The organism is Methylocystis heyeri (assembly GCF_004802635.2).
Lineage (GTDB): Bacteria > Pseudomonadota > Alphaproteobacteria > Rhizobiales > Beijerinckiaceae > Methylocystis > Methylocystis heyeri.
The window spans coordinates 305,725-322,144 of the sequence record NZ_CP046052.1 but is presented as its reverse complement, the minus strand read 5'-3'; the positions used below and the strand labels follow the sequence as shown (position 1 = coordinate 322,144).

Below are 16,420 nucleotides of genomic sequence, written 5' to 3'. Positions count from 1 at the left end.
CGGATTTTCTCTTTGCCCGCGGAAATGTACGCAACACATTGATTTATTGGTAGGCCGGGAGGGACTCGAACCCCCAACCAGACCGTTATGAGCGGTCGGCTCTAACCAATTGAGCTACCGGCCCAGCCGCCTTCAGCAGGCAGGGAAGAGTGCTCTCCTACACCGGCAGAGGCGTTCGCCGCAACTGTCCAATGTCGGGATCGTTCGCATTTGTGCGTGACAGCCCAGCCTCGTCGAAGCTCTCGGCGGTCCGGCGCCCGCGCAATGTCAAAAGCGCCGCGACCGACAATGTTTATCTCGATCTCCTCGCCTTGTTTCAACTCGAGCGCCTTGATCAGGGCCGCAGGCAGGCGAACCGCGAGGCCGATGCCCCGTTTGACGACGCGCATCGGAGGGCTCCGTCGATGTACGGATGGCAAAACGTATGGGGGGGCAGCGGGCATGGCGTCAACCTGGTTTGAGGAGTGTTATGTCCTTGATCTCAGCAGTTGACGTCACCGTATCTGCGTTTAAAGGATTCGAATTCGACCCGACCTACCGAGCTGTTCAAGGGAGAAGGATTTTGAATTTCGACGTTGTCGGCCCCTTCGTCATCACAAGGCACGGCCCCAAAAAGCTGATCGACAAACAGTCCTGCTCCGACCTTCGGAACGAGGTGGAAACCGCTTGGGAAGGGCTTTCGGACGCCTGCGGGTGTTATGTCTTCGCCGTCCGAGCCGGCAAAGGATTCACGCCCTTTTATGCAGGGCAGCAAGCTTGCGCGAGGCCCCTTGTGGCGGAGGCCTTGAATCCTGCAAACATCACAAAATACAATGGGGTCCCCCACAAGAAAGGCAACCCCGTCATATTCCTGCTTCCGATGGTGACGTCGACGGGAAGGCTCCGGAAACGGCCCGAGAACGGCAAGTCCTTACGCACGATCAACTTCCTCGAAGACTGGCTGATAGCGACGTGCCTCGTTAAAAACCCCGATCTCATCAACAATAGGAAGACGAAAATCCTCAGGAACATCCATGTGACAGGAATACTGAATGCAAGGCCAGGCTCGGGAAAAAACGGGGCCTCAACCGCCTTGAAGCGCGCTATCTTCTAAGACGGCAAAGCATGATACTGCGGAAGTCCTACAAAGATTGCACACATCAATACCGAGGCTGGCGCCGCGCACCAGCCTCGGTCGTGTTTCAGACCAAGAAGCCTCAAGGCTTCATCTGGCTTTCCGACCTCGAGCCTTCCTCCCAATAGGGCCTGGTCTGGAAGTGCTGGTGCCACCGCGTTTCCCAGTCGCGGTCCTTCCAGTCCTCCTCGCCGAATTCGGGCGCGTCGCGGAGCTGCTGCTCGGTCACGGAGGTTATATAGCCTTCACGGCCCGGGTCGTATTTCAGCGTGCCCCACGGCAGCGGATACTCGCTGCGGCCGAGCCCGAGGAAGCCTCCAAAACTCATGATCGCGTAGCGCACGTTTCCGGATACTTTGTCGATCATCAGGTGGCTGACTTCGCCGATGTCGTTCCCTGCGGGATCAAACACCTTCGTGCCCTCGACGTCTTCGCTCGAGATCAGGTTGAAGGTCGGATTTGCGGTAGCCATTCTGGCCTCCTTTTGCCGGAGCGGAGCGTTTGTAAATCCAGCCCCGCTCTCTTGTCCCCGACAACGCCCGAGGAGTCGGCGCGTTCCACGCCGGGGGCCGATGTTTCATCATTCGCAACGGGCTGCGGTCGCAGCTCCCCCCGCTCAGTGACGCCATCCGCGCCAGCCGGTTCTCGGCGGGGGGAAAGTCCCGCGCGGCGGCACATAGTCGCCCTGACGCTCGATGAGGTCGCGAAGCGCATCCACTTCCTCCTTGTGCACCGGACAATCGACGCCGTTGCGCTTGGCGAAATCGCTCGCCTGCCCCCATAGGGAATCGAGGTAATCCGAGGCCGCGGTTCATTTCCGGGGCGCCCCTCACATTCTCCAGATAGTCCCGGACGATCGGAGGCAGTTCGAGCTTCGGCCGTGGCTCCGGACGCGGAGCGCGGTGGGTGTCGAGATCGGTTGGCATTTTCGCCTCTCTATCGCGGGAATCGTCGGGGCGAAAAGGCTCGTCGCCACCTTCGCGCCGATCGCTCGTCTCCTTTGCTGCTTTTCGTCGTCGGGCGACAGTCGTGGCGGCAATGGCGATCCGGAGCTCTACTATTGAGCATGCGCTCCAATCTCTCGTCTCGAGCGATTTCTTATCGACCGGATGGTTCCATCCGGCCGGAAAACGCTCTGGCCGATCGCCGATTATCCTGCTCTCTTCCCGTCTCCGCAGCTTCAAAGACCAAATAAGCTTTCGTGAAATGTAGATAGGCGAAAGATGTTTTACGACAAGCGCTTCATAATGCTGGGGTTTGTACTTAAGGCTGATCGAGGCTTCCAGAGAGGACGAGGCGATAGACATTCGCTGCGCGTTCGGATTCCCTGTCGAAGATCGCCGCGCGCCGGGCGCGACGCGGCTCATTTTCCACCGCAAATGGAGGAGAATCCGTCTGGCGCCTTCGGTGCAGCCACGGTCGAACATGTTTTAGGATTTTGCTCAATCAGGTTCTTTTTCCAAAAACCGCTTCGCAGCTTTTTCGGAGCAAGCTCTAATCCAGACCGCCCTCCAGATCGCCCGCCAACAGAAGTTCGGGAATCTGAGAAAAGCGCCATTCGCCATCCACATCGTCGAGAATGAGCACGATATCGAATCTGTTTTCCGGCCAGGGATGCGGCTTCACCGCTCCGCCGGTAAGGACTTCGACGAGTTCCGCGATCTTCTTGTGCTCCCAGACCATGAGCGCCACGCCGGAAAGGCCGAGAACATATTCGGCTGCTTGCGACGTCTGGTGTTTGAGAAAGCAGTCCTCCACCGCGACGCCGAGCAGCGCTGACAGCGGCCCCGCGGTTTCGATGTGCCGCCTGCTCTGGCTGTCCTCTCCGACGCCGGCGGCGACGATCGCTCCCGGACGCGCGATGAGATCATGCGCGAAACGGTCGTGCAGCGGCGCAAAGAACCGCGCGAGCGCGCCGGCGCGCTGCCATCCCCGCACGCTCAGCGAGAATTCGCTTTGCTCTCCGAACCGATCGACCCCACGCTCTCCGGCGAGCGGCTTTTCGCCGTGACGGATGATCATGATCTTGCGGGGAGGCATTTTCAGTAGCCCCCGACGATCGGCAGGATCTCGCCCGTGATGTAGCTCGAGCAGGCCGGCGCCGCCAGAAACACGAAGGCGGGAGCGATTTCCTCGACGTGCTTTTGCAATTCGCGATGCTCACGCGCGGCGGCTTCGCCGGCCTGCGCAAAACGGCCGGACGCGGGGGCTTTTTCAGTGTTCATGAGGATGCTCCGCAAGCCCCCGCGCCAAACGCCCCCGGTTTTACCTTCCCTTGGACCTGGAGGATCGCTGCAGCAGCAAAATCAGGAGCGCGGCCAGCATCAAACCCGGCGCCAGCTTCGGCGATTTCGTGAAGCGCCCCAGTTCTTTCAGGCCGGCCGCCAGCGCAAGGATGCGCTGATCGGGCAGGAAGCGGGGCAGCGCCTCGGCCGAGGACCGGAAGGAAGAAGCCTGCAGCTCTCGCTGCGCATCGCGCCTCGAACGCCACACCAACCAGATCGCAAGCGCCAGCGCCAGATATATGGCGCTGAGCGCGCCGGCGGAGACGACGGGGCCGGCCAGCCACTGTCCCCATTGGTAAGCCGCGAAAGTCAAAAGCCCGAAGGCCGTCACCCCCAGCACACCAACGACGCATCCAATGACAATCGCCGCGAAGGCTTCGCCAAACGATTGCTTCACGCTGTGGATCAGGGACTCGAACACTTGCCGCCCGCCTGCATTTGCGCGATCTCCGATCGGACGGCTTCGTCCGATCGAAAAGAATTCGCGCCTGCTCATAAGACCGGAGCGCATTTTTATCGCAAAAGCCTCGCAACTTTTGCGAAATGCGCTTGCGCGCCTGCTGAAATCGGATCGCTCTAGCGCCGCAATTGAGCGGCGACCGCGGCTCCGACGCCCGCCGCCACCGCGAGCATGGTCAGCGGATATTCTCTCACCGAACTTTCCAGGGTCTCGCGCAGGGCGCCGACCTGGGCCGCGCTCACCAGCTGTCCGCCCTTTTCGGAAGCCTGAGACATCGCTCCGTCGAGGCGCTCCCGGATATTGTCGATGCGCTCTCTCACGTCGTCGCCGACCTCGCCGCCCTTGTCGGTCACCATGCCGGTCAAGGTGTCGGCCAATTTGCCGATGTCGTCGCGAAGGGCCTGCAGATCGTCCTTTATCGCCTTCCTGTATGAGCCCATGGTTCTGCTCCGAGGTTGAATGGCGCAGGGGAAACGCCGGATGCTTGAGAAAGTTTCGTGACGGCATGGACATGGCGGAGACAATGCGCCGCGCTCCGCCCTCGCTCGCGTCGTTTGGGCGGAGCGCTTCTCGCAGCCGCCTCTAATCCTCGGACTATCGATCGGACTGCGTGCGCGAAGCGGGCATCGCCTTTGGCATGCGATGCGTCTATATTGGTTCGAGCGGCGCTTCACGCTCGTTGAACCTGGAAAGCGCGGTTAGCAGGGGGCGGACCATGCCGGACATCAACACCGCCAAAGTATGTTACGTGATCGTCAAGGCGCGCGAGCTGGAATCCGAGGACGAAGGAATTCACGCCGACGCGTCCGATGCTTCCGACGACAAATTCGTCAGCGTCCTTACCGAAGAAGCCTATCCTTCGGTGCACCGCGAAATCAGCGAATTCATCGAGGCGATGGACGAGGACGAGCAATGCGAGCTGGTCGCCCTGGCCTGGGTCGGGCGCGGAGATTTTACTGCGGCGGAATGGGACGACGCGGTAGCTCAGGCCCGCCAGAGACGACAGGGACCGACCGCAGCCTATCTGCTGGGCATACCCTTGCTCGCCTCTTTCCTGGAGGGCGGCCTGGCGGAATTCGACGAAAGTTGCGAAGGCTACGCCGCCGACCGGCAATGAGCGGGCCGGCGCCGCGAAACCTTGCGGCTGCCGTAATGCACGCGACGGCTGTGGGAAATCCGCGCGCGAGGGATCGCCTCACGCGACCCTCGATGTCGCCGCAGGATTATTTGCCCGAAAGGCTCAGAATATAAGCCGCGACGGAGTCGATCTCCTCGGGTGTGAGGACGATATTCGGCATATTGGCGTGAGAAGTCCGCAAAAACACTTTTATTGAAAGCGCGGTCGTCGAGGGCATTCGGCTGACAGCCGTGAAGCTCGGGGCCTTGCTCGCCGGATTCTTCGGCGGGGAGCCGGGCTTGACCTGGTGACAGGCGGCGCAGTCGGCCTCAGCCAGCCTTTGTCCCGCCGCCGGATCGACCGTCTGCGCGCCGGCCGAGGCCGCAACGATGAACGAAAGGAAGAGACCGCCGACAGATGAGCCTATCGCCTTCATCTTTGCCTCCTGGGTTGTCCGAGATGCTATACTTACCCTGAAGCGACGTCCAGAAACGGCCGGCTCACGCCGGGAAAAAGCAAAAAACACAGGCGCCCGGCCGAGAGTGCGCACATGCCCCGTCATTTCGACGCCCGTCTCGTAAACGCCCCCTTCGAAGATCCCGGATTATATGTGGACCTCGTTTTCCAGCGACGCGCCATGCTGTTCGATCTTGGTGAAATTTCATCGCTTTCAACGCGGAAACTCTTACGCGTCGGAGACATTTTCATCACCCATCGGCACATGGACCATTTCATCGGATTCGACTGCCTGCTCCGGCGCCTGCTCGGCCGGGACAGGACCATCAACCTGTTCGGGCCGGAGGGCGTCATCGACGCCGTGGAACACAAGCTGCGCGCCTACAATTGGAATCTCATCGGCGGCAGTGAGGGACAGCTCGCTTTCTGCGTCATGGAAATCAATTCATCGGGCGTCGCCGGCGCAGCGCGCTTCGCCGGAAGCCGCGAATTTGCAAGAGAGAGCCGGCAGGCCGAACGCCGCCATGACGGCGTAATTCTGAAGGAGCCCGATGTCCTCGTAAAGGCTGCGACGCTCGACCATGGCATGCCCGTACTCGCTTTCGCGGTGCAGGAGCGCGCTCACGTCAATATTTGGAGAAACAAAGCGGAGGCAATGGGATTGGCGATCGGCCCCTGGCTCGGGACTTTCAAGGAAGCGGTAATCCGCGGCGCGCCGGACGACACGCAGATCGATGTTTCATGGCGCGAGAGCGCGACAGGAGCGCCGGCGACCCTGCCCCTCGGCGAACTCAGGCAGTCCATCATGAGAATGGGAGCCGGTGGAAAACTCGTCTATGTCACCGACTGCGCCTATACCGACGCCAACATCGAGACGATTGTCCGCCTCGCGGAAAATGCCGACATTCTTTTCATCGAGGCGACCTTCCTCCAGTCCGACGCAGAGATCGCCGCCGCGCGGCGCCACCTCACCGCATGGCAGGCAGGGACCATTGCGCGCCTCGCAGGAGCAAAGCGCGTCGTCACCTTTCACTACTCGCCGAGATACAGGCCACATGCAGCCGCCCTCGATGAGCAGGCTCAACAGGCTTTTCGAGGAGACTGATCCAGATGACGCCATGTCGGAAATATCGGACTTCCTCGCGAGCGCTCGACGCGAAGATCGCACCATTTCGGGCGCCGCCATCTTTCCACCTTGTTGATCCGGTTTAAAGGCCAACAAGCGGAATCCGCTCTGCGCGTCTGCTCCCGAGGCAGACTTAGCCTTATCATAAAATCATTATTTGTCAATAACTTGTATGCTCGTGAGCCTGGCGTTAACCGAAGCGTGGGTGGCTGGCGTTTCAACAACCCAACCCAAGGAGCATTCATGTCATTTCATCAACCCGGAGCGGCTACCGCCTGTGTGATCCTTTGCCTCTCCGCAATTCCCGCAAACGCGACGACGAGAGCGGTGTCTCCCAGCGGGAACGACACCACCGCCGTGCAGAAAGCGATCAACGCATCGGCGACGGGCGATATCGTCCAGTTCAACGCGGGAAACTATTATCTCTCCGGCGTGACGCTCAAATCAGGGGTTTCCCTACAGGGCGTCGCGGGAGCCGTCCTGCACGATACGGCCGACTCTGTGCCGATTTTCCAGCTCAATCCGTCGGACAGCCACGACATATCATTGAGCGCTCTCAACTTCGTCGGAACCGGCGTCGACACCAGCCACGGCGCAGTGGAACTGATCGGCGACACCTTTACGTCGACGAACGGCTCCAACCACATCTCGGTCATGAACTGCACCTTCAAGAAAAACGGGCTGCGCTGGGTCATCCTCAAAAACTCGGTCATATCGGGGAACACCGTGAGCGACATCCCGACGCAATGGGGTTCGGCGCTGTTCGGCTATTACGCGGACAGCGTGACGATCACCCACAACACCATCACCAACGTCTTCCAACCCATATCCATGGTCAATTCGGGAGCGGACCAGGGCGCCAACATCGTCGTGTCCTATAACAAGGCCAGCGGCATCTCGCGAATGGGCATTGAAATCCAGGGACAGGGCGGAACCAACGAAACCACCAATCTCCTGGTGCAGGGCAATAATTTCACCAAATGGGTGAATCCGGTGGCCGACGGAAATACGATCGCCTACTCCATCGTGACCACCGGAACCGGCACGCGAGTCCTGGACAATTACGCGCAAGGGAAAGTTTCCACCGGCATCGGCATCGAGATCTCCGGCGCCGGCGCAGCCGCCAAATATAACTATATGGACGGCTTCGCGATGGGCATCATCGGCTATATGACGAGGGACAATATCTCCTACAACAACGTCATCAACAACGCCTGGGGACCAAGCGCCCAAATCAACACCTTCGGCAGGACGGACGAGATCGTCGTCGGCAACACCTCCGACCCGAACCTCCCCATTCCGTTTGGATCGCCCACGCTGGGAGCGCCCCTTTCGACGGCCGCCAATTAAGCGAGACGAGGCCGGGCGCATCTCACGCCCGGCCTCCTTTTATGTATAGTTGGCCCTGGCCCCGCGGCTCCAGGCGCCGCCGGCGAAAGCTAGAGTGCGTTGGGTTCAAACGCAGTCGAACGCTCCAAATCTCATCGACAAAGCATGTTCTTTTCCAAAAACCGCTTCGCACTTTTTGGGAACATGCTCTAACGCGCGCTCGGTTCAAACGCAGTCGAACGCTCCAAATCTCATCGACGGAGCATGTTCTTTTCCAAAAACCGCTTCGCACTTTTTGGGAACATGCTCTAACGCGCCCGCGCCTTCATCTCGTTGAAGTAGACCACTATCTCGTCCACCTCGAAGTCCGCGAGCCGGGGGTTGGGCATCTTCCGCCATCGTCCATAATTTGCGTGAGGGCTGGAAAGGAAATTCCGCAGCTTTTGCTCATCGAAGCCTCCCCGCGCGACAAGCGACGCGAAAGCCGGGGCCGGAGGCTTCAAGATCGGGGGCTTCTGTCCCTTCTCAACGACGTGACAATTTCCGCAAACGCTCAAAGCGAGTTTGCGCCCCGAAGCCGCCAACTCTTCGGTTCGTTCCTGCGCCGCGGCGGCTCCTGCGACGCTCAGCAGAGATGCAAGCAATAGTGACAGCCGCTGGATCATGTGAGCCTCATTCGTAGCGCAGCGCTTGGATCGGATCGAGGCGCGCAGCTTTGCGCGCCGGGTAATAGCCGAAGAATATGCCGACGGCGGCTGAAAATGCGAAGCCGATGGCGATGGCGGCAAAGGACACGGGCGACGACCATCGCGAGAACAGCGCGATAGCTTCGGAGATCGTGATTCCGGCGAGAATGCCGGCGACGCCGCCGGAAACGCTGATCAGGACCGCTTCGGCGAGAAACTGCGCCAGCACGTGAAGACGCCGCGCCCCGACCGCCATGCGCAGCCCGATCTCGCGCGTGCGTTCCGTCACCGAGACGAGCAGTATGTTCATGATGCCGATGCCGCCGACGACGAGCGAGATCGAGGCGACGATCGCGAGCAGGACGGCCATGATCCGGCTCGAGCCTTCGGCGGTCTCGGCGATCTGGCTCAGGTTACGGATGTCGAAATCCTTGACGTCGGTGGGCTTGATGCGATGGCGGCGCATGAGGATCTGGTTGATTTCGTCGATCGCCGTCTTGATCTTGTCCTGGGCCGCGGCCTGCACATAGATTGAATTGACGTAGCCCGCCAGTCGCGGCTGAAGGTTGAAAGGGTTTGGGGGCAGCGGATAGAGCGCCGTGAGGTTGGTCGCCTGATTGGGACTCGCGACGCCGAGCACTTTCTGTTCGCCGGTCTTGAACGGAATCATGACGAGATCGTCCTGATCCTGTCCCCACATGCTCTGCCCCTTGGCTGCGAGCAGGCCCACCACACGCAGCGGGAAGCCCTTCACGAGGATCATCGCGCCGAGCGGGTCCTCGCCGTGGGTGAAGAGCTGCTTGTAGACCGTCTGGCCGATCACGACGACGAGGGCGGCGCGCCGCTCGTCCTCCGGGGTGACGCCGCGTCCCGCGGCTATGCTCCAATTGGTCACCGGCGGGTAATTGACAGACACGGCCTGGATGTTCGTCGTCCAGTTCTGGGCGCCGAGCTGCACCTGTCCCATCTGCCGCATGAGATAGGCGACGAGCGACACGGTCGCAGCCTCGCGACGGATCGCCTGCGCATCGGCTACGGTCAGGGTCGAGGCGCTGCCAAAACCGACGCGCGCGCCGCCGGTAAGGACGGCGCCGGGCAGCACCACCGCCAGATTGGTGCCGAGACTTTCGATTTGCTTGCGCACGGCGGCATTGGCGCCGTCGCCGACCGCCACCATCGCGATCAGCGCCGCAACGCCAATGAACACGCCGAGCATGGTCAGCGCAGAGCGCAGCTTGTTGCGGGCGATGGCCGCAACCGCAGCCGAGACGATCATCGAGGCGAAGGCGAAGGTCGAAACGCGAGGGAGGCGCGCCGAGACGGCGCTGGTCGGATGGAAGATCGCGGCTGCCGCCGAACTCCCTTTCGCCTCGGCGGACGCAGGGAGCTGCGAGGAAGCCGGCGCTTCTCGCCTGACGTCGCTGACAATGAGACCATCGCGCATGGTGATGATGCGGCCGGCGAATTCCGCTATGTCCTGCTCATGCGTGACCACGATGATCGTGACGCCTTGGTCGCGATTGAGCGACGCCAGGGTTTCCATGATTTCGTGTGAAGTCCTGGTGTCGAGATTGCCGGTCGGTTCGTCGGCGAACAACACGCTCGGGCCGTTGATGAGCGCGCGCGCGATCGCAACGCGCTGCTGCTGGCCGCCGGAAAGCTGAGCGGGCGTGTTGTTCTCGCGCTCAGCAAGACCGAGCAATTTCAGAGCTGCGCGCGCCTTCTCCATTCTGTCGCGCCTCTCGCTCACGCGCTCGGAGTAGAACAAGGGCAACGCGACATTCTCGATCGCGCTCGTGCGCGCGAGCAAATTAAAGCTTTGAAAGACGAACCCCAGGCGCTCGCCGCGCAATTTAGCGAGTTGCGGCTCGTTCAGGCCGGCGACGTCCACCCCTTCGAGGTAGTAACGGCCGCCGGTTGGAGGATCGAGGCAACCCAGAATGGCCATCAGCGTCGACTTACCCGAGCCGGACGAGCCCATGATCGCGACGAACTCGCCTCGCTCGATCGCGAGATCGACGCCCCGCAATGCACGCACCTGGACATCGCCGACTGCGAACGTCCGCGTGAGATTACGCACATCGATCACCAGGTCGACCATAGATTCCCATCCAGCCTCGCTCAGGGAGAGGGGCGGCGTTCTTCACCAATGATAGCCTCGTCGCCCTCGTGCGCTTCGCCCGCCAAGATTTCGGTATTGACGTCGTCGTCCAGCCCGAGCGTAACGATTACGGCTTGCGGCGCGCCGTCTCGCAGCACCCATAGCTTCGCCGATCCCTCCTTCGGCGCCTCGATCGCCGAGCCTTTGGGGGCGTATCGGAAGGCTTGATCGGGCGCACGCAGCGCGTCGGCGCGCTCGTCGATGACGATCCGGGTCGTCGCCGTCATGCCGGGCTTCAGCGCGTGGTCTTTATTCGGCGCGCTGACCACCACGTCATAGGTGACGACGTTCTGGATGGTCTGCGGCGATTGGCGCACCTGGATCACCTCTCCGGCGAATGTTCGGTTGGGAAAAGACTCCACCGTAAAGCTAGCCTTGTCGCCCGTCCTGATCGCGCCCACGTCGCTCTCGGAGACGTTGGCGTCTACCTGCATGATCGTCAGATCCGTGCCGACGAGGAACAGCGTCGGCGTCTGGAAACTTGCGGCGACGGTCTGGCCCATCTCGACCGCTCGCGTGACAACCGTGCCGTCGACCGGTGCGATGATGTCGGTGTAACCGAGGTTGATCTCGGCTGCGCGAAGATTGGCCTCCTGGAGGGCGATGGTCGCCTCGTCGAGGCCCACCTGCGCTACGGCCTGATCATAGGCGCTTTGCGACTGGTCGCGGACGTCCTGCGAGACCGCCTTGGTCACGACGAGCTTCTGATTGCGCTCCAAGGCGACCCTGGTATAGGCGAGATTCGCCTTGTCCTTGACGAGCTGCGCCTTCGCTACGCCGAGATTGGCGCGCGTCTGATCGACCACTGCCTGGTAGGGGCGCGGATCGATCTTGGCGCAGATCTGTCCTTTCTTGACTTCGGTATTGTAGTCGCAATAGCGCGCCTGAACGACGCCGGAAACATAGGCGCCGACCTGCACGGTGATGATCGGATTGACCGTGCCGCTGGTCGTCACCGTCCGCACGACCGGCCCGCGGGATATTCTCTTCGTCACGAAGCCGATGTGACTTTTCCTGTCGATCGACCAATACAGGGCGATCCCGCCGCAGAGCAAGATCAGCCCCGCAACCGCAATAGACCCGAATCCCCTGTTACGTTGCCGTGAAGAGACTTTCGCGTCCACAGGCGCGCCCTCGGCCGCAGGCTTTGGCTGCAGCAAGAGGGGTTCGCTCATGACTCTCGCCTTCCCTTCGTCCATCCCGGGACGCGCCGCTGCAATAAAGGCTTTGCAGGTTGGCGCCGCTTTCGATCGGAGTCCAGACGCAAAAGCCCCGCCGTCAACCCAAGCCGATGAAAAATTGCACGATCCAAGGGAATTTGAGCTAGATTTATCGGTATCCTCCGATTGGGGATGGAGCGCGTTGCGATGGTGGGAAGGTAAAGGATTTCCCGACGCAACCCGGATTAAACCGGCGGATCCGCCGTGTTTTATGGCGTCCGAGGACCAGACCGCCAAGACTGGCCGGAGTTGGCGGGCGCCTGGGGCATCGCCGAGAGAGTCAACTGGCTCTACCGCTATAACTATATGAAATTTTGATTTGTTATTATGCCTCAAACCGTTCCGCTCGCGCACAAAGGCGCGTCAGAACCACGGTTTGATCGCCGAAATATTGAGATAGATGCTCGAAAGTTCGTTCAACACCACCAGGCTTTTCATGAATTCGACTGTCGGGGCATTGGTGACATAGACCACGTCCTTGTCCAAAACGTCGATCTGCTGCGAGGCGAGCAGAAGTTTCGGGTTTTGAAGGTCGATATGATAGATGGTCGGGATTCGCTTGGTCCCGTAGGCGCTTATGTCGCGCCCCATCCGCTCCAGGATTCGCGGGTCTTCCCACCTGAGCACAAATACCCCTGTGGGGTCGGCCTGGGTGTCCAGCAGGCCCTGGGCGCGACCAACCGCTTCGGCCAGGGTCAGCCTCGGAACGTCGATGGGATATTGACCGCTTCTTCCCGCGGCCCCGAGCGCCGTGAAGAAACGCGGCTCATGCCGAAGATAAATCGAATCCCCGGGACGGAGATAAATGTCCTCGCGGGGATTGCGCACGATGGCGTCCAGCATCACCGTCGCCGTTTTCCCTGAGCGGCTGAGCGTGACCGACTCTTCGTAATCCGGGAAAACAGGGCCGCCCGCACGAGCGATGCCCGCCGTTATCCGTTCACCCGCCCAATTGACCGGAAAACGGTTGGGCGCATGAACATCCCCAAAAACCGAATACAGGCTGGAGCGGGATTCGATGAGACTTATGAGCACCTGCGGCTCGATGGCCCGATCCTTCAGCCGGTTGACGGCTTCAGCCTCGACCTGCTTGGAGGATTTGCCGGCGACGGCAATCCTGCCTGCGAATGGAACGCTCAGAGTGCCGTCGTTATCCACCACTTGCTGAGGCAGGGCTACATAATTGCCTTGCCGAAGGGTGTCCGTCGAGGCCGGAGTGAACAATCCGCCGGCGGAAGCTTCGAAAATCGACATGCCGATCAGATCGCCTACGCCGAGCTTTACGTCGGTCGGCCCTACCCTCTCGTTCCCGAACCGGCCGACGAGCGTCGGTTGCGTCCGCATCCGAAAAAGATCCAGAATGGAGGTGTCGATCTCGATGAGTTCATAGGAGAGGCGCCCTGAACCGTCGGTCGCATGCTCATATATCATCGTCGCTTGCGGACCGGATGACGGGGTGAGACAGCCGGAAAGGCTCAGCGCGGTCGCCGCCAGGACAAGCCAGTTTCGCATTATTTTCAATCCCGGAATGCCTTTCACACGAACCCCTGCGAAGCTGCAGCAGACGCCTGTAAAACTGATTCGAATATACTCTTACACGCTACTACACCCTCCAACACTACGTAACAATACGTATCTGCCGCGCAGGCCGAAGTTGAAACGAGGTTTTACGCGGAATTGCGGGCGCAGGGACCGAGTGAATCGTCGATTGGAGATTCGCTATCTGGGTCGCTGACCGGAAGCAGCCGATAACTCAAGTTCAAAAGCACGCCCCACAGAAAATAATAAGGCACGGCGTGGAAAGGCTTCTCCATGACATCCTCCCCTCCGGCGCCGGCGAGGAGAAGGATGTGAAAGGCGATCAACCACAACACCATATCCTGCCACTCGCGCGAGAACGTCAGGACACGCGCCGCATAATAGGATCTGAACGAATTCACGAACAGCTCGATATGCATCCAGACGAACGCGAACAGCCCGATCAAGCCCGACCTGGCGAACACCGAAATGATCGAATTATGCGGCTCCCTGACCTGTATCCCTTGGCTGTTGGTGAAGGGAACCAGAGGGAAGCCGTAGCCGAGGCCAGTCAGAAACGACCATGGATCCGACGTCACCTTCTCGTAGATCAGAGTCCACCATTGCAGACGCTGGTCCACGCCGGAAGCGGCCGCAGTAACCGCCTCGCTGTTCCGATCCGCGCTGCCAAAAATCGCGCCCAGATGACCCACAAAGAAATCCATCGAAATCTCGTTGCCGAGGCGACCCGATATTTTGGCGCCCGCCAATCCCAGAACGGCGACGACCAAAAGCAGCATGGGAAGGAAGGACAGCAGCTGCAGTCCGGCTTTTCTTCGAACGAACAAGAACAACAGAAGCATCGACAAGAGCTGCAGATAGCCCGTCCGGGTCTGAAACATTACGATCGCATAGGAAACCAGCCCCCCCGCGACGGCCATTCGCCCCAGCGAGCTTTTGTTTTCCGGCGCCGTGATGACAAGATAAGTGGCGGCCCAGATCAGGACCGTCACGCCGAGATCGAAAGAGCCGAAAATCGGCGTCGCCTCGCCGTGCTCGGTCGTGATCGTCGGGGAAAATTTCGCGATTTCCGTTCTGAACGTATATCCGACAAGCGTATTGACCGCGGCCAGACCCACCAGCCAGGGCGCCCACTTCACGAGACGATTCAGATCCTGATCGTTTCGCGCGTAATTGAATCCGACGATCAGATAAAGCGAATCGATAGCCTGGCTCGCATCCCGCAAAGCCCAAAGACCATAGTCGGAAATGCCGAGCGCGGCCCACCCGATACAAAAGACCCACCACAGAATGAACGGCGCCAAACATATCACCTCGCCCATTTCCTCGAGAACGGCTCTCGTGCTGAAGGTGAGAAAACACAGCGCCAGAACCGCCTCGCTGAGCGGCGCTCCACCCCCAGGCGGCAGTCTGATCTGGCTGAAGGACCAGCTGAACAAAATATTCCCGGCCATGATGAGAGGCACAGCATATTTGTTCATTGCCCAACACCCTTGTTTTCGTTCGCGAATTTGAAAGCGATCCAGGCGTTTCCGGCAAACAGGATAGACGTCGACAGGACACCCCCGAGGAATGCGCCGAGGAAACCGAACGCCCAACAGGCGATCGAACCAAGTCCGACCGTCGCGATCAGCCAGAGGCTCTTGCTCATCAGAATGAACCGGATCCGGCCGGTAACCCGAAGATGCAGTTCGACGAGGCTATTCGCTGTGGCGAGCGCTGGTCCCGCCGCCAGCATCGCAATAACTGACGGCGACGCCATTTCGTCGAAAGCGCCGCGATACACGTGATGAATTGCGTCAGCCCCGAAAGGGATCACAAGAGACAGATAGCCGATGATCAAGCAACCGGCGCAAAGACACAGCAGCGTGTAGAGCCTCCGGTATTTCGCTTCGCTTCCAGCAAAGGCGTAGCGTGAAAGACGCGGAGCGAAGGTCCACAGCACCGCCGCCTGGGCCACGAAAACCGGCATGCACAGGTTCGTCAAAGCGCGAACGCCGGCGGTTGCGTCCAGACCGATCAGGATTGGCCCCAAGGTCACAAAGAAGTTGTTGCCCAGCCACTGCACAAATTGTGAAAGACTGGCCCAGCGCCCATAATGCAAGTGATCGGTGACGACGCAACGGAAAATGCGCCGGCCCTGGCGCTTCTCCTCCCTGGGGCAGAGCCGCAGCGCTATGATCAAGATGCATGGCGCCGCCGTGCCAAGCCCGAGAGATAAAAAGCAGGAAAGCGGGGTCAGCGCGCCGGCCCAGTGAAACATCGCGAGCGCCAGCGGAGCCAGAAACGCATATCCAATTCCCGCGAAGAGAAAAAGTCCGTTCAAGCCGCGGGTGTTGCACAGCTGCTGCGTGAAAGCTCTGAGCAGCATGAAAGGCGCGGAAAGCGCGAGCCCGAGCATGGCGCCCGAAAATATCGATTGTTCGCTCGCGAAATACACGATCGTCAGCAACGCAAACAGGCCGCCTCCCGCGCCCGCGAACAATTTAAGAACCACACGCGTATATTCTCCGGCGTCGTCGCCGTATTTGGCTGCGCCGATAATGGTTATCGGCTCCGCCAGAAACGACTCGAATACCGCGCAAACGAGCAGGTAAATCGAAAATGCGAAGCTGTAGGCGCCGAACTCCTGCAAGGACATCCAGCGCACCATGAGCGCAGTCGCGATGAAGTTCGTTCCTGCGAACAGCGCCTGTTCCGCCATAGTCGAGACGATGCGAAACGGTAGAGTGGCGCTTCTCGCCGTGATCGAGGCCAAGGCGCGACCCTGCAGTTCACGAACGGATTTCAAAAGGCCGAAGCCGTTTTTTCGCCTGGGTTCGACGCGCGAGTTGGGAACAAGGATACTCACGCGCGATCTCGCCGGCTATCCACTTGCGACATTCGTCACTCCCCCGCTGCGCCCGTTTCAATAGTTCCCAAGCAAT

The 16,420-nt window shown here is 60.2% G+C and carries 18 protein-coding genes and 1 tRNA gene; 5 read left to right on the top strand and 14 right to left on the bottom strand.

All coding sequences use genetic code 11. From position 1 onward, the window contains the following. Nucleotides 1-47: 47 nt before the first annotated feature. Nucleotides 48-124 (bottom strand) — tRNA-Ile (locus H2LOC_RS01380). Beyond that, nucleotides 102-389 (bottom strand): AbrB/MazE/SpoVT family DNA-binding domain-containing protein, encoded by a 288-nt coding sequence (locus H2LOC_RS01375; RefSeq protein ID WP_136494758.1) that lies wholly within the window; start codon nt 387-389, stop codon nt 102-104. The genes H2LOC_RS01380 and H2LOC_RS01375 overlap by 23 nt, the downstream gene beginning before the upstream one ends. Nucleotides 390-475: 86 nt before the next feature. Between H2LOC_RS01375 and H2LOC_RS01370 the strand changes: the two genes are divergently transcribed. Next, a complete protein-coding gene (locus tag H2LOC_RS01370; RefSeq protein ID WP_136494757.1) occupies nt 476-1,093 on the top strand; it encodes a hypothetical protein in 618 nt (205 codons plus the stop codon). 103 nt (nt 1,094-1,196) lie between these two features. On the opposite strand, the gene H2LOC_RS01365 is transcribed toward H2LOC_RS01370, so the two are convergent. Then, complete coding sequence (locus H2LOC_RS01365; RefSeq protein WP_136494756.1) at nt 1,197-1,586, bottom strand: PRC-barrel domain-containing protein; 390 nt, start codon at nt 1,584-1,586, stop codon at nt 1,197-1,199. Between the two features lie 430 nt (nt 1,587-2,016). Here H2LOC_RS01365 and H2LOC_RS01360 point away from each other — a divergent pair, with 430 nt between their 5' ends. Continuing rightward, a complete protein-coding gene (locus H2LOC_RS01360; RefSeq protein WP_154331536.1) occupies nt 2,017-2,178 on the top strand; it encodes a hypothetical protein in 162 nt (53 codons plus the stop codon). Nucleotides 2,179-2,608: 430 nt separating this feature from the next. Here the strand turns inward: H2LOC_RS01360 and H2LOC_RS01355 are convergent, their stop codons facing one another. From H2LOC_RS01355 to H2LOC_RS01340, 4 genes are all read right to left on the bottom strand, one after another. Further along, on the bottom strand, nt 2,609-3,154 hold the full coding sequence (locus tag H2LOC_RS01355; RefSeq protein ID WP_136494755.1) for a histidine phosphatase family protein: 546 nt from the start codon (nt 3,152-3,154) through the stop codon (nt 2,609-2,611). A gap of 2 nt (nt 3,155-3,156) precedes the next feature. Then, on the bottom strand, nt 3,157-3,339 hold the full coding sequence (locus tag H2LOC_RS21445) for a hypothetical protein (RefSeq protein ID WP_136494754.1): 183 nt from the start codon (nt 3,337-3,339) through the stop codon (nt 3,157-3,159). A gap of 40 nt (nt 3,340-3,379) precedes the next feature. Then, nucleotides 3,380-3,820: a hypothetical protein gene (locus H2LOC_RS01345; RefSeq protein WP_136494753.1), complete on the bottom strand. Its 441-nt coding sequence runs from the start codon at nt 3,818-3,820 to the stop codon at nt 3,380-3,382. 155 nt (nt 3,821-3,975) lie between these two features. Beyond that, on the bottom strand, nt 3,976-4,299 hold the full coding sequence (locus H2LOC_RS01340) for a DUF883 family protein (RefSeq protein WP_136494752.1): 324 nt from the start codon (nt 4,297-4,299) through the stop codon (nt 3,976-3,978). A 275-nt stretch (nt 4,300-4,574) separates the two neighbouring features. Between H2LOC_RS01340 and H2LOC_RS01335 the strand changes: the two genes are divergently transcribed. Continuing rightward, nucleotides 4,575-4,976 (top strand): DUF3775 domain-containing protein, encoded by a 402-nt coding sequence (locus H2LOC_RS01335; protein ID WP_136494751.1) that lies wholly within the window; start codon nt 4,575-4,577, stop codon nt 4,974-4,976. 106 nt (nt 4,977-5,082) lie between these two features. On the opposite strand, the gene H2LOC_RS01330 is transcribed toward H2LOC_RS01335, so the two are convergent. Further along, the gene (locus tag H2LOC_RS01330) at nt 5,083-5,412 is read right to left on the bottom strand and encodes a c-type cytochrome (protein ID WP_136494750.1); all 330 of its coding nucleotides are present in this window, start codon (nt 5,410-5,412) and stop codon (nt 5,083-5,085) included. Between the two features lie 114 nt (nt 5,413-5,526). On the opposite strand from H2LOC_RS01330, the gene H2LOC_RS01325 reads away from it, so the two are divergent. Further along, the gene (locus H2LOC_RS01325; RefSeq protein WP_136494749.1) at nt 5,527-6,537 is read left to right on the top strand and encodes a ribonuclease Z; all 1,011 of its coding nucleotides are present in this window, start codon (nt 5,527-5,529) and stop codon (nt 6,535-6,537) included. A gap of 264 nt (nt 6,538-6,801) precedes the next feature. Further along, nucleotides 6,802-7,908, top strand: a complete 1,107-nt coding sequence (locus tag H2LOC_RS01320) for a right-handed parallel beta-helix repeat-containing protein (protein ID WP_136494748.1) — start codon at nt 6,802-6,804, stop codon at nt 7,906-7,908. Between the two features lie 287 nt (nt 7,909-8,195). Here the strand turns inward: H2LOC_RS01320 and H2LOC_RS01315 are convergent, their stop codons facing one another. The 6 genes from H2LOC_RS01315 to H2LOC_RS01290 all read right to left on the bottom strand — a co-directional run bounded on the left by H2LOC_RS01315 (nt 8,196) and on the right by H2LOC_RS01290 (nt 16,344). Next, nucleotides 8,196-8,552, bottom strand: coding sequence for a hypothetical protein (locus H2LOC_RS01315; RefSeq protein WP_136494747.1), 357 nt, complete (start codon nt 8,550-8,552; stop codon nt 8,196-8,198). 7 nt (nt 8,553-8,559) lie between these two features. Continuing rightward, nucleotides 8,560-10,674, bottom strand: a complete 2,115-nt coding sequence (locus tag H2LOC_RS01310; RefSeq protein ID WP_136494746.1) for an ABC transporter permease — start codon at nt 10,672-10,674, stop codon at nt 8,560-8,562. 20 nt (nt 10,675-10,694) lie between these two features. Next, nucleotides 10,695-11,909: an efflux RND transporter periplasmic adaptor subunit gene (locus tag H2LOC_RS01305; RefSeq protein WP_136494745.1), complete on the bottom strand. Its 1,215-nt coding sequence runs from the start codon at nt 11,907-11,909 to the stop codon at nt 10,695-10,697. Nucleotides 11,910-12,317: 408 nt separating this feature from the next. After that, nucleotides 12,318-13,466, bottom strand: a complete 1,149-nt coding sequence (locus H2LOC_RS01300; protein WP_136494744.1) for a polysaccharide biosynthesis/export family protein — start codon at nt 13,464-13,466, stop codon at nt 12,318-12,320. 155 nt (nt 13,467-13,621) lie between these two features. Next, complete coding sequence (locus H2LOC_RS01295) at nt 13,622-14,974, bottom strand: O-antigen ligase family protein (protein ID WP_136494743.1); 1,353 nt, start codon at nt 14,972-14,974, stop codon at nt 13,622-13,624. Then, the gene (locus H2LOC_RS01290; RefSeq protein ID WP_136494742.1) at nt 14,971-16,344 is read right to left on the bottom strand and encodes a lipopolysaccharide biosynthesis protein; all 1,374 of its coding nucleotides are present in this window, start codon (nt 16,342-16,344) and stop codon (nt 14,971-14,973) included. Before H2LOC_RS01290 ends, H2LOC_RS01295 begins: the two co-directional genes overlap by 4 nt. Nucleotides 16,345-16,420 lie beyond the last annotated feature (76 nt).